Origin of the sequence: Alicyclobacillus sp. SO9 (assembly GCF_016406125.1) — a bacterium.
GTDB lineage: Bacteria > Bacillota > Bacilli > Alicyclobacillales > Alicyclobacillaceae > SO9.
Map to the genome: position 1 here is coordinate 649,932 of NZ_CP066339.1, position 13,435 is coordinate 663,366.

The window sequence follows — 13,435 nt, forward strand, 5'->3', positions numbered from 1 at the left end:
ATGATAGAGATGCAGGACGTATGGAAGGACTACCCAAATGGCACAACCGCCATAAAGGGAATATCCATCCAAATTGGAAAAGGCGAGTTTGTCTACGTTGTAGGTCCGAGTGGTGCGGGAAAATCTACTTTTATTAAACTCATGTATCGTGAAGAGCGGCCCACGAAGGGACACATCTTTGTCAATGGCTTTAACATTGAGCGCTTGCCCAACCGTAAAGTTCCCTATTTGCGTCGCAATATAGGTGTCGTGTTTCAAGACTTTAAACTGCTGCCGAAGCTCACGGTGTATGAGAATGTCGCCTTTGCCCTTGAGGTCATTGGAAGCACGGGAAAGGCAGTTCGCAGAAAAGTACACGAGGCCCTTGAGTGGGTTGGATTAGGCGATAAAACAGATAAACTTCCTAGTCAATTGTCCGGGGGCGAGCAGCAGCGAGTAGCTGTGGCTCGTGCACTGGTGAATATGCCGCAAGTGATTATTGCTGACGAACCCACAGGAAATCTCGACCCAGACACGTCCTGGGGAATTATGAAACTACTCCAGCGCATCAACGATAGAGGGACGACCATTGTCATGGCGACTCATAACAAAGACATCGTGAACACAATGCGCAAGCGTGTCATTGCGATTGAATCAGGAACCGTTGCCAGAGATGAAGAAAAAGGGTTGTATGTGTATGAAGATTAGTATCTTGGGTCGACACGTCAAAGAAGGATTAAAAGGCCTGCTTCGCAACGGTTGGATGTCATTTTCATCCATCAGTGCAGTCGGGATTACGTTACTTATCCTCGGGGCGGCCTTGGTCATGAGTTTTAACGCGCAGCAAATGTCTAACTACGTTACGAACCAGGTAGAAGTTGCCGTTTTTTTGAAAACCAATGTGACAGATAAACAGGGTCAGGACGTTGCCAAACAGGTCCAGCAATTGCCTGGAGTGAAGTCGGTACAGTACATCAGCAAAGAGGAAGGCCTCAAATCTCTTTCAACCCGCATGGGGCAGTACAAAGACATTTTGAATGGCTTGAAGTCCAATCCGCTGCCAGTCCAATTAGTGGTAAAAGCGGCAAATCCCAAGGAAACTGCCGGGGTCGCCAATGAGATATCAAGTCTTCCCAATGTTGATAAGGTTCGAGATGCAAAAGGCATTTTAGGAAGGATGTTTCGCTTCCTCGATACCGTTCGGAATATTGGACTGGTGTTTGTCGCAGCCCTGGTCGTGACAGCCATGTTTCTCATTTCCAACACAATTAAGATTACAATTATGAACCGGCGCAGAGAAATCGAGATTATGAAATTAGTCGGTGCGACCAACTGGTTTGTGAGATGGCCGTTTGTGGTGGAAGCGCTCTTCATTGGTGCAATCGGGAGTGCGATTCCATATGCTGTCATCGTGTACGCCTACCACAGTATGTTCATCCGAAGCGGCGGCACCTTTATTGGGCTCGGCTTTTCACTGTTGCCTGTATCACTGGTGGCGGGGCGCTTGGCCTGGATCATGTTTGGATTGGGCATTGTGATTGGACTCTACGGAGGCATTATGTCAATTCGGAAATTCCTGAAAGTCTAGTCAAGTCAGCATGTTTTGTCGAAACCAGCAGGAACTGCTCGAGAGATCTTATGACTCCAACCAGGCAGGTTGTCCAAGCAACAGCAGGTTGTAAGAGTAGTAGATAGAGAAGGGATGAGATGCTATGGCTGCAGGCTACCACTGGTGGCAATTGGGACAGGCCGTGTGGGATGCGGCGCGTTTGTTTTTACTCAACCCGCTTCTGTATCTTGCAACCTTGCTGCTGATTTGGGATTCCTATAAACGCGGCCGGGACCAGCGAAAGTTTTTCGGGTTTCGTGTCACAGACTTTTGGCGGCCGCTTCTAAGTATGGCGCTGCAGGCGATTGTCCTTGGTATCGTTGTCGGGGTTGTAAATGTGCTCGTGGGCATTACACTGCACCCCGATGAACTGTGGCTTGTGACGGCCATTGTTATTATTCTCGGAGGAATCAGACTGCGGTATGCTTCAGCCCTGTATGCGATTTCTGTGTTTGTACTGTTGGCCTTGCTAGCCAGAATTGGCTCAGGAGTGACAGGTATACAGGCATTTAATTGGGTGCTAAGTACACTGCGCGGTGCCTCAATTGTCAGTTACATCGCGTTGGCTGCCGTTTTGGCATTTGCCGAATGGGCGTTTATGTGGTTGCGCCGCAACGCCCAGGGTGCACCGGCTTTGCGCAGCAGCAGACGCGGCCGTGTGATTGGAGCAGTGATTGTGCAGAATTCGGCGATTCTCCCTGTCTTTGCCTTTCAACCGGGAGTTGTTCCTGTTCCAGCACACGCTCCGTTTCTGTGGCCGCTGGCTGCCGCTCAATCGGGTCTGTCACTGGTGGCCCTGCCAATGCTGTTTGGTTTCAATGGTTTGTTTTCCGGAGTTCACCCAAAGCATGTGAATCGACTGTCTCAGCGCTATTTTCTGTTAATGGCTGTCCTCTTGAGTGCTGATGCCTATTTGGTCTACCGCTTTGCATCACTGTTCGCAGTGATTGGTATTTTCATCATATTGGTTCTGAAAGAAATCACATGGTGGCATTTAAATCAGATAGAGAATGAATCAGATGCGCTTTATCCTTTGAGTTCTGAAGGGGTGCGCGTCATGGGTGCTGCCCGCGGTTCTGTCGCAGATGCGATGGGGTTGCGTCGGGGTGAAGTGATTCAGAAGGTCAATCAGGTGCCAGTCCATTCTGTTTACGATTTTCACTTTGCACTCGATCAAAATCCTGCCTACGCCAAATTGGACGTGTTAGACGTCCAGGGTGAACCGCGAATTGTGGGAAAACCGGTCTTTTCGGGGGAAAGGAACAAACTGGGACTCGTTCTGCTTCCGGATCAACCAGGTGGTACGGCATATGAGCCGCTTCGGACAGGTTGGCTTCACACTCTGTACTTGACGCGGACGCATCTGCCAAACCACTCAGCCGATCGGTTTACCGAACTCGATTCGGTTTCTCTCACCGACTGAGACTGAACTCTGGTGGAAGCAAGGGCAGGTTTGCTGGGAGGGTGTATTTGTGGATATTGCAACGATAGGCGGAATTCTGCTGGCCTTGGTCAGCTTAATTGTGGCTTTTTCAGGTGAAGGCGGGGCTTTAGGGTCGCTCGTGCAACCAACAGCGGCTCTCATTGTCTTTGGCGGAACCATTGGCGCCACTGTTGCGTCTGCGACGATGCGACAGATTTTGAATGTCGGAAAGTATTTGAAAGTAGCCTTTTTTTATAAAACAGAAGACCCTTTGACAATCATCGAAGGGCTCGTCTCCTTGGCAACAACGGCTCGAAGAGAAGGGATACTCGCGCTGGAAGAACAGATTGAGTCGTTTGACGACGAGTTTCTCCAGAAAGGAATTCAGTCGATTGTTGACGGCGTTGACCCAGAACTTGTAAAGACGATGATGACGACCGAGTTGGATTACATAGAAGAGCGGCACAAGGCGGGTGCGAAAGTCTTTGAACTGGCCGGCGGGTACGCACCGACGCTGGGTATTATCGGTACGGTAATGGGATTGGTCCACGTACTGGGGAACCTCAAGAATGTGTCTGCATTAGGACCGCAGATTGCTACGGCCTTTACGGCCACACTGTACGGTGTGTCCAGTGCGAACATCATCTGGCTGCCCATAGCTTATAAGTTGAAGCGGCGCAATGCGGAAGAGGTGCTGACGAGGGAAATTATGATTGAAGGCGTGCTGTCGATTCAGGCTGGGGAAAATCCGCAAATTCTGCGGCAAAAGCTTGTCGCATTCCTGCCTCCGAAAGCACGCATTGCCAAAGCGAAAGCCTCAGATACGGAAGCGGGTGAGGTCGATGCCGAGACAATCTAGGCGCAAGCACGAAGACGAGGATGAGAGCCAGGACCGCTGGTTGATTACTTACTCCGATTTAATTACGCTCTTAATGATCTTTTTTGTCATTATGTATGCCATGTCCAATGTGAATGTGCAGAAAATGACGCTTTTGGCCGAATCACTCTCGAACGCTTTGCATCATAAGAGCGACAAAGTGGAGAAAAATGTCGGACCGGCTCTTCTTTCGAGTGCATCGCAAACTAACAAAGGCCATAAACTCACTCCCGGAGCCGCCAATGTTACATCCAAGCAGGACCAGACTTTCAGCAAACTGGCCAAGGAAATTCAACAGTACATTAACAAGCATCATCTGCAAGCGAATGTACAACTGCAAAACCAGGCCCGCGGCATTCAAATCACATTCAAGGATGTGGTTCTGTTTGCTACCGGTAAGGCCGTGGTAAAACCTCGTGCGAAGACCATTTTGAAAGGCTTGGAACCGTTTCTGCAAAAGGTACAGAACCCCATCGTTGTAGAAGGCTATACAGACAACCGCCCGATTGACACAGCTAAGTACCCGTCCAACTGGGAATTGTCGTCAGCACGCGCTATAAACGTAGTTCGTTTTTTCGCCGGTCAAGGCATAAATCCAACTCGCTTGTCCGGTGATGCGTATGGACAGTACCATCCGCTTGTTCCCAACACAAGTAACGCAAATCGGCAGAAAAACCGCCGCATCAACATTGTCATTCTTCGCAAATCTACAACTTCAAGTACAGCGCCGGCAGTCCAGGGAGGCAGCAGCAACTCCGTGTCTTAAACAGCCTTCTCTTCTGCAATTCAGACCCCGAAGCAATCTGTCGTCACAAATTCAGCAAACAACTAGGGAACGTTTGTTCCCTTTTTTGTATTTTGTGTTACTATAGGTGTTGACTGCGACTTACATGACCATCTGGACCTCTTTAAAACACCTCCTTGCAATGTGTTAGTTTTGGTCTTACATTAAAAACCCTTGCCGGAGGTCTGTCACAGAGGCCCATTCGTGATTTCATAGAACTTGATACGACGAATCAAACTTGAAAAGCAGTAAAGGAGCGATTGGTTTGAGCAACGACTCTCCTTTTCAGCTCGTGTCCAGCTACAGTGCAATGGGTGACCAGCCGCAGGCTATTGACAAACTGGTCCATGGGCTTCGTCAAAACCTTCGCCATCAGACATTGCTCGGCGTTACGGGTTCCGGTAAGACCTTCAGCATGGCGAACATCATTGCCCGCTACGGCCGACCGACTTTGGTGATTGCCCACAACAAAACACTGGCTGCACAGCTTACAGCTGAATTCAAAGAGTTTTTTCCTCACAATGCTGTTGAATACTTTGTCAGCTACTATGACTACTATCAGCCGGAAGCGTACATCCCGTCTACAGACACGTATATCGAAAAAGATGCAAAAATCAATGACGAAATCGACAAACTGCGCCACTCGGCGACGGCTTCACTGTTGGAGCGAGACGACGTCATTGTTGTCGCCAGCGTTTCCGCCATCTACGGTTTGGGGAATCCTGAAGAATACAGGAATCACGTCTTGTCCTTGCGCAGAGGCATGGAACGAAGTCGTGAATCGATTTTGCGGCGGCTCGTGGATATGCAGTATGAGCGCAATGACATCAACTTTACCCGGGGCACCTTTCGCGTACGAGGCGACACAGTAGAAATCTTTCCGGCATCCCGGGGTGAGCAGGCGCTGCGTGTAGAGCTGTTTGGGGATGAAATCGACCGGATTACCGAGATCGACGTCTTGACAGGAGAGGTCCTGGGCACCCGTGAACACGCAGGCATCTACCCAGCATCTCACTTTGTCACTTCACAACCTCGGCTGGAAAAGGCCGTGGAGCGAATCAAAGTGGAGTTAGCCGAGCGCCTCAAAGAACTCCACAGTCAAAACAAACTGTTGGAGGCGCAACGACTCGAGCAACGCACAAACTACGACCTTGAGATGATGATGGAAATCGGGTTCTGCTCAGGCATTGAGAACTATTCCAGACACTTGGAAGGCAGGTCCGCCGGTGAACCTCCGCATACACTTATGGACTACTTTCCCGATGGATTTCTGACCTTGGTGGATGAGTCTCATGTCACACTGCCTCAAATCAGGGGAATGTACGGCGGGGATAGAACCCGCAAGTTGACCCTGGTCGATCACGGTTTCCGGCTCCCTTCGGCAGCCGACAACAGGCCCTTGACTTTCGCTGAGTTTGCCGAGCGGGTGGGGCAGACGGTCTATGTTTCGGCAACGCCCGGTCCATATGAGATGGAACATGAGCAGCAACGGGTGGAACAGATTATTCGGCCCACAGGCCTCCTAGACCCGGAAATCGAAGTGCGGCCCATCAAAGGACAGATCGATGACCTTGTTGGCGAGATAAATCAACGCATTCATCGTGATGAACGCGTGCTTGTCACCACGCTGACCAAGAAGATGGCAGAGGACCTTACAGATTATCTGAAAGAACTGGGTATTAAGGTTCGCTATCTCCATTCAGACGTGAAAACTATTGAAAGAATGGTCATTCTCCGGGACCTGAGGCTCGGCGCCTTTGACGTGCTGATTGGGATTAATCTGCTGAGAGAGGGACTGGACTTGCCTGAAGTCTCTCTTGTAGCCATTCTGGACGCAGATAAGGAGGGTTTCCTGCGCGCAGAGCGGTCGCTCATTCAGACGATTGGCCGCGCGGCCAGAAACGCACGCGGGAAGGTCGTCATGTACGGTGACAAGATTACGGATTCAATGCGGGTTGCTCTCGACGAAACCAACAGGCGACGCGAAATTCAGCAACAATATAATGAAAAACACAACATCACGCCCCAGACCATCATCAAAGCGGTGCGCGACGTGATTGAAGCGACGAAAGCAGCGGAAGAGAAATCGGACTACGTGACTGCCGCAAAGAAGGCAGAGAAGATGTCGGCCAAGGAGCGGCGCGAGCTGATTGCCAAACTTCAGGGAGAAATGAAGCAAGCGGCCAAAGACTTGCAGTTCGAGCGTGCAGCCGAACTGCGGGATATGATTGTGGAACTATCAGAGCGCGGTGCATAGACGGCACAAATGAACCTTCACAGGTTCCATATACATGCGTTCTGGAAAAAGGAGTGGAACTGAAGTTGGCACATGACAAAATTGCAATTAAAGGCGCGCGGGCTCACAACCTGAAAAGCGTCGATGTAGATATTCCCAGAGACAAGTTTGTGGTTCTGACGGGTTTGAGCGGTTCAGGTAAATCGTCTCTGGCATTCGATACGATTTATGCGGAAGGACAAAGACGCTATGTGGAGTCTTTGTCCGCTTACGCGAGACAGTTCTTGGGACAAATGGACAAGCCGGACGTAGACTCTATTGACGGACTGTCGCCTGCGATTTCTATCGATCAAAAAACCACCAGTCGCAACCCCAGGTCCACGGTTGGAACTGTGACTGAAATCTATGATTACTTGCGTCTGCTCTATGCCCGTGCCGGCAGGCCCTTTTGTCCAAACTGTCATATCCCTATTACTTCGCAGACGGTGCAGCAAATGGTAGACCGATTGCTGCAGTTTCCCGAAGGCACTCGGATGCAAGTCATGGCACCCCTTGTCCGAGGCAGAAAAGGGGAACACCAAAAGGTTTTTGAGGACATGAAGAAATCTGGCTTTATCCGTCTCCGGGTTGATGGAGAAATGGTCGAAGTGACGGATGACATTAAGTTGGAGAAGAACAAAAAGCACACCATTGAAGTGGTAGTCGACCGTCTGGTTGTGAGGGACGGCGTTGCCAGCCGCATGGCGGACTCAATGGAGACAGCACTGAATCTGACCGGAGGCATTGTCTTGGCAGATGTCATGGAGCATGAGGAAATTCTGTTCAGCCAGAACTACGCCTGTCCCCAATGCGGCTTCAGCGTTGGAGAATTGGCGCCGCGGATGTTTTCCTTCAACAGTCCCTTTGGTGCCTGTGAGAAGTGTGCGGGTCTGGGTGTGGATATGAAAGTGGACGAAGACTTAATTATTCCCGACAGGACGAAATCTATTGCTGACGGTGCCATTGTTCCCTGGGCAGGCTCCACATCGAACTACTACCCGAAGCTGCTGGAAGCTGCGTGCACCTCCATGAGCGTTGACATTAATGTGCCCGTTTCGGACATTCCAGCAGACAAACTGCAGAGGTTGCTGCGGGGAACCAAAGAGAAAATTCGCTTCGCATACGAGAATGACTTCGGGCAGAAAAAGACGGCGGAGATCCCCTATGAGGGTGTGATTCCGAATCTGGAGCGGCGGTACAGGGACACATCTTCAGATTACATTCGCGAGTTTATTGAAGACTATATGAGTGCCAGTCCCTGTCCTGCCTGCAAGGGCAAGCGGCTGCGTCCGGAGAGCCTGGCCGTACTGGTAGGCGGCAAGGACGTGTCAGATTTGACGCGCTTGTCAGTCCATGATGCCGTTTCATTCTTTGATACGCTCGAGTTGACCGAGAAAGAATACAGCATTGCTCGGTTGATCCTTCGCGAGATTGCATCGAGGCTCAGCTTCCTGCGCGATGTGGGCCTGGACTACCTGACATTGGCGCGTTCTGCAGGGACACTTTCCGGCGGAGAGGCACAGCGCATTCGTCTTGCTACCCAACTGGGGTCCAGTCTGATGGGTGTGCTGTACATCCTCGATGAGCCAAGCATCGGACTGCACCAGCGAGACAACGCTCGACTCATCCGTACGCTTGAGAACATGCGGAATTTGGGCAACACCCTGATTGTTGTGGAACATGACGAAGACACAATGCTTGCGGCCGATCACATTATTGACATGGGACCCGGTGCAGGGGTCCACGGCGGAAACGTCGTCAGTGCCGGTTCACCGGAGGACATCATGTCCGACAGTGCCTCACTGACAGGTCAGTATCTGTCCGGTCGAAAGCTGATTCCCGTACCAGAAAAGCGTCGTAAGCCCGACGGTCGGATGCTGACAGTAAAAAAAGCCAGGGAAAACAACCTGAAAAAGATTAACGTGAAGGTGCCCATCGGTGTCTTCACCTGTGTCACTGGTGTGTCTGGCTCCGGGAAGTCAACTCTTGTGAACGAGATTATCTACAAGACCCTGGCCCGAGACCTAAACCGGGCTCGTGTACGCCCTGGCAGTTGTCAGGGACTAGAGGGTCTCGACCATTTGGATAAGGTGATTGATATTGACCAGTCCCCAATTGGCAGAACACCGAGATCGAACCCTGCAACATATACCGGTGTCTTTGATGACATTCGCGATTTGTTCGCGAACACCAATGAAGCGAAAATGCGGGGCTATAAGAAGGGACGCTTCAGCTTCAATGTCCGGGGAGGACGCTGCGAAGCCTGTAAAGGGGACGGGATTTTAAAAATTGAAATGCATTTCTTGCCGGATGTCTACGTGCCTTGCGAGGTGTGTAAAGGCAAACGCTACAACCGCGAGACACTAGAGGTTCACTACAAGGGAAAAAACATTGCCGACGTGTTGGACATGACAGTCGAGGATGCGGCTCACTTTTTTGAGAACATACCGCGAATTTCAAGGAAGATGCAGACCCTTGTGGATGTGGGTTTGGGATATATCCATCTGGGTCAGCCGGCAACGACGGTGTCCGGTGGTGAAGCACAACGGATTAAGCTGGCGTCCGAACTCCACCGGAGGAGCAATGGTCGGACGCTGTACATTCTTGACGAGCCAACTACTGGTCTCCACGTGGCGGATATTGAGCGCTTGTTGACGGTTCTTCACAGACTGGTGGACAACGGTGAGACGGTATTGGTCATCGAGCACAACCTCGATGTCATTAAAACGGCAGATTACCTGATTGACCTAGGGCCTGAAGGCGGAGACAAAGGCGGACAGGTTGTGGCGTCGGGTACGCCAGAGCAAATCTGCAAAGTGGAAAAGTCGTATACGGGCAGGTACTTGGGCCCGGTGATGGAGCGAGACAGACAGCGGATGCAGGGACATCTGGAGGAATCGAGACAAGAGGCGAGTTCATGAAGTCAGACGGATGGTGGCGTCACCCCCTGCTGGAATGGGCCGAAACGACTGGAATTGACATGACGATTGAAAGGTACACAATGCCCGAGGTAAAGCGGCATTTCGGAGAATGGTGGCTGGATGCCGGACGCTGGTCTTTACATCTTGATGCGGCCACATTTGCGCGGTTCCAACCGAATCCGGATGTTACAATCAGGCGAACCATAACCTGGCTGCTTTCGACACTGGGACGGACAGAAGAGCCGAGCCGGCAGGCACTCCTTATCAGTTGGTTCGAGAAACTCCTGGAGCAAACGCACAGTGAGCCGGCTCAGTTGGTTTTGACCAGCCCAGCGTTTGACCTTCCCGACCGCAATTGGGCTGACCATTATGCATCGGGTCGGTTTGTGCTCATCACCCCACAGTACCCAAAAACGGTTTCGTTGGCTGAACGGCAAGAACTGCGGCAAAATATTGTCGCCGTTGTAGAGAGTTATGTTGAGAATGGCATTGTCGGTTGGCTGAACACATATGTGTCCGGTGAACACCTGCTGTTCTATGTGGCAGAAAATGCGCTGCAAAATCATGTAGACTGGTTGGAACCTGTGGAAGGAAGTCCTTCAGAGTCCCTTAGACCCATTCACATATTCGCGGAAGAAGTGCTGGATGCAGTGACACAGGATGTCCTTCTCTCCTGTGACCTGCTGGTGGGCAAGTATTTTTCAGGCATACAGGACATGGGAGAATCTCTCTTGTCTTTGGCATTACTCCGGGCCACAGACACCGAGGTGCGGACGACGAAACTGACCATCTGGGAAGAGAGGCCGCTGGAGATTCTGTTGCACACAGTACCAAAACGGGCACTTGTTTGGTTTCTTGATGCAGTCCAGTCCCGCGTGGGCCAACCCGCACCAGTGGCTGGGTCGGCGCCTTACCTAGGTGTTCACCAATTGCCCGAAGAGCTTCTTGTTTCGCTGCGAGGGATTGTAGAAGCGAACCTTAACGTCAGTGAGGCAGCCAGGGATTTATTTATTCACCGCAACACATTGATTCATCGCCTGGACAAACTGAAAGAACTCACGGGATATGATGCACGCGTCTTTCAAGACGCACAAATTCTGTGGTTGGCATATTTGTCGATTCAATCAGGGGAAACTACAACGGATTAGGCGAACTGCCTATGGACTCTCAAAATTCGTATGCACTCTGCACCTGAAGCAAATCCTGCAGGGTCTGTATACTGAGTAATAGAGAACGGACACGCTTGAATCGAATCACGCATTCCTAAAATACCTGGAGCGCTGTCCGTGAAACGAGAATAGGAGGCAGTTACATTGGCGCACGTTGTTTTGAAAGACATTATGAAGAAGTATTCCGGCGATGTACTTGCAGTTCAAAACTTTAATCTGGATATTCAGGACAAGGAGTTCGTCGTTTTTGTTGGTCCATCTGGATGTGGTAAAACAACAACCCTGCGTATGGTAGCGGGCTTGGAAGATATCACTTCGGGGGACCTTTACATTGGGGAACGCCGGGTTAATGACGTGGCACCCAAAGACCGTGACATTGCAATGGTGTTCCAGAACTACGCTTTGTATCCACACATGAGCGTGTATCAAAACATGGCGTTTGGTCTAAAACTGCGCAAGTTTCCAAAAGCAGATATTGACGAGCGTGTCCGCTCAGCCGCTAAAATTCTGGACATCGAGCACTTGTTGGACAGGAAGCCGAAGGCGCTTTCGGGTGGTCAACGGCAGCGTGTTGCGCTGGGTCGTGCCATTGTTCGCGAGCCTCAGGTGTTCCTCATGGACGAACCTCTGTCGAACCTTGACGCAAAGCTGAGAGTTCAGATGCGCGCTGAGATTGTTAAGCTCCATCAGCGGATTCAGACCACTGTTATCTACGTCACGCACGACCAGACGGAAGCTATGACCATGGGCGATCGCATTGTTGTTATGAAGGACGGCGTCATCCAACAGGTCGACACCCCCCAGCGTGTGTACAGTCAGCCAAACAACATCTTTGTTGCTGGCTTTATCGGTTCACCAGCGATGAACTTCTTTAACGGTGAATTGGTTGAGGAAGGCGGAAAAGTCTACTTCCGTGCACCGGAAGTATCGATTTTGCTGCCTGAGGGTCGTTATCAATCCCTCAAGAGTGCAGGAGTCATGAACAAGAAAGTGGTTCTCGGCGTGCGCCCGGAGGACATGCACGACGACGAAACAACCCGGGATGCATACCCTGAGGCAACGATGGATGTGAAAATTGATGTTGTTGAGCATATGGGTTCTGAAGTGTATTTGCACATCAACCAAGGTGGACAGTCTGCAATAGCCCGTGTCAGCTCACGTTTTGATTTCACACCAGGGAGCTCATTGAATTTGGCGCTGGATGTCAATAAGGTCCATATCTTTGATGCAGAAACGGAAGAGGCAGTTCCCTTCGGCCAGTAAAGCGAAATTTAAGGCAAGACTTCGCTTCAGTCCCCCTTATTATTTGCAGGGGTATGCAGTAGAATGGATGTATCCAGGGAGCGGCGGGTGAATTTCGCCGCTCTCCTAGGTGTCTACGGGACAGCACGCGCCCGATTGAAAAGGATGGGATGTATGAGTAAGGACCAGGTCATTACAGTCCAGGATTTAGTTGACGGGTTAAATCTCACCGTTTTCACAGAACACGCGGACTTCACCCGTGCGGTCTCCACTATTGACATTAACCGCCCTGGTCTGGCCTTGGCTGGGTACCTGAAATACCACCCTGCTGAACGAATTCAGTTGATGGGTCGGACAGAACTGTCTTTTCTTCATGGCATGGACGAGCGAGAACAGGCTGTAAGGGTGTTTGCTTTTTGCTCCTACGACCAAACTCCCTGTGTCGTTGTAACTCGAGGAGAGACGCCCCCTGAAGCGTTTTTACGAGAGGCAGAAGCCCGCGGTTTGCCTGTACTCGGTATCGATCTTGTGACGACACGTGCCATGAATACAATCTCGAGTTGGCTTGAAGAGCGTTTAGCTCCAGAAACCCTAATCCACGGGGTGCTTGTAGATGTATACGGAATTGGCATCCTTATTACCGGTTCCAGCGGTATAGGTAAGAGTGAAACCGGGCTTGAATTAATTAAGCGAGGGCACCGTCTTATCGCAGACGACGCCGTGGTCATCCGTCAAGTTTCGGACAACAACCTAGTGGGCAGTCCGCCGCCTCTGTTGCGACACCTGCTGGAAATTCGCGGATTGGGCGTTTTGAATGCGATGACCCTGTTTGGAGCAGGTTCCGTACGTACGCATAAAAAGCTGGCACTTGTCATCCATTTAGAAGCGTGGAGAGACGATGTTGCCTACGATCGACTTGGTCTCGACGAACAGCGTGTTCAAATTTTGGATACCGAAGTTCCAGCCGTAACAGTGCCAGTCCGTCCTGGACGCAATTTGGCTGTAATTATTGAAGTCGCAGCAATGAATCATCGGTTAAAAGCATTCGGTTATAACGCGGCACTGGAATTCTCAGAGCAGTTAAACCGCACCGTCAGTTCGGAAGATGAGGACTTCGACTGATTTGAAAACCGGCCTCTCTCCCAAAGATGTCAGT

The 13,435-nt window shown here is 50.9% G+C and carries 10 protein-coding genes; all 10 read left to right on the forward strand.

Annotated features, from left to right (window positions below):
* The 10 genes from ftsE (at position 1) to hprK (ending at position 13,401) form a co-directional block, all read left to right on the forward strand.
* Positions 1 to 687, forward strand: a complete 687-nt coding sequence (gene ftsE, locus GI364_RS02810; RefSeq protein ID WP_198852211.1) for a cell division ATP-binding protein FtsE — start codon at positions 1 to 3, stop codon at positions 685 to 687.
* A complete protein-coding gene (gene ftsX / locus GI364_RS02815; protein WP_233095985.1) occupies positions 677 to 1,567 on the forward strand; it encodes a permease-like cell division protein FtsX in 891 nt (296 codons plus the stop codon). Before ftsE ends, ftsX begins: the two co-directional genes overlap by 11 nt.
* 124 nt (positions 1,568 to 1,691) lie before the next feature.
* Positions 1,692 to 3,011 (forward strand): PDZ domain-containing protein, encoded by a 1,320-nt coding sequence (locus GI364_RS02820; protein ID WP_198852212.1) that lies wholly within the window; start codon positions 1,692 to 1,694, stop codon positions 3,009 to 3,011.
* 49 nt (positions 3,012 to 3,060) lie between these two features.
* Positions 3,061 to 3,870, forward strand: coding sequence for a flagellar motor protein (locus tag GI364_RS02825; protein WP_198852213.1), 810 nt, complete (start codon positions 3,061 to 3,063; stop codon positions 3,868 to 3,870).
* Positions 3,854 to 4,654 (forward strand): flagellar motor protein MotB, encoded by an 801-nt coding sequence (locus tag GI364_RS02830; RefSeq protein ID WP_198852214.1) that lies wholly within the window; start codon positions 3,854 to 3,856, stop codon positions 4,652 to 4,654. Before GI364_RS02825 ends, GI364_RS02830 begins: the two co-directional genes overlap by 17 nt.
* A 283-nt stretch (positions 4,655 to 4,937) precedes the next feature.
* On the forward strand, positions 4,938 to 6,929 hold the full coding sequence (gene uvrB / locus GI364_RS02835) for an excinuclease ABC subunit UvrB (RefSeq protein ID WP_255524557.1): 1,992 nt from the start codon (positions 4,938 to 4,940) through the stop codon (positions 6,927 to 6,929).
* A gap of 65 nt (positions 6,930 to 6,994) precedes the next feature.
* Positions 6,995 to 9,868, forward strand: coding sequence for an excinuclease ABC subunit UvrA (gene uvrA, locus GI364_RS02840; RefSeq protein ID WP_198852215.1), 2,874 nt, complete (start codon positions 6,995 to 6,997; stop codon positions 9,866 to 9,868).
* The gene (locus tag GI364_RS24810; protein ID WP_233095986.1) at positions 9,865 to 11,016 is read left to right on the forward strand and encodes a PucR family transcriptional regulator; all 1,152 of its coding nucleotides are present in this window, start codon (positions 9,865 to 9,867) and stop codon (positions 11,014 to 11,016) included. Before uvrA ends, GI364_RS24810 begins: the two co-directional genes overlap by 4 nt.
* A 165-nt stretch (positions 11,017 to 11,181) precedes the next feature.
* A complete protein-coding gene (locus GI364_RS02850; protein WP_198852216.1) occupies positions 11,182 to 12,300 on the forward strand; it encodes an ABC transporter ATP-binding protein in 1,119 nt (372 codons plus the stop codon).
* Positions 12,301 to 12,453: 153 nt separating this feature from the next.
* Positions 12,454 to 13,401, forward strand: coding sequence for an HPr(Ser) kinase/phosphatase (gene hprK, locus GI364_RS02855; protein ID WP_198852217.1), 948 nt, complete (start codon positions 12,454 to 12,456; stop codon positions 13,399 to 13,401).
* Positions 13,402 to 13,435 lie beyond the last annotated feature (34 nt).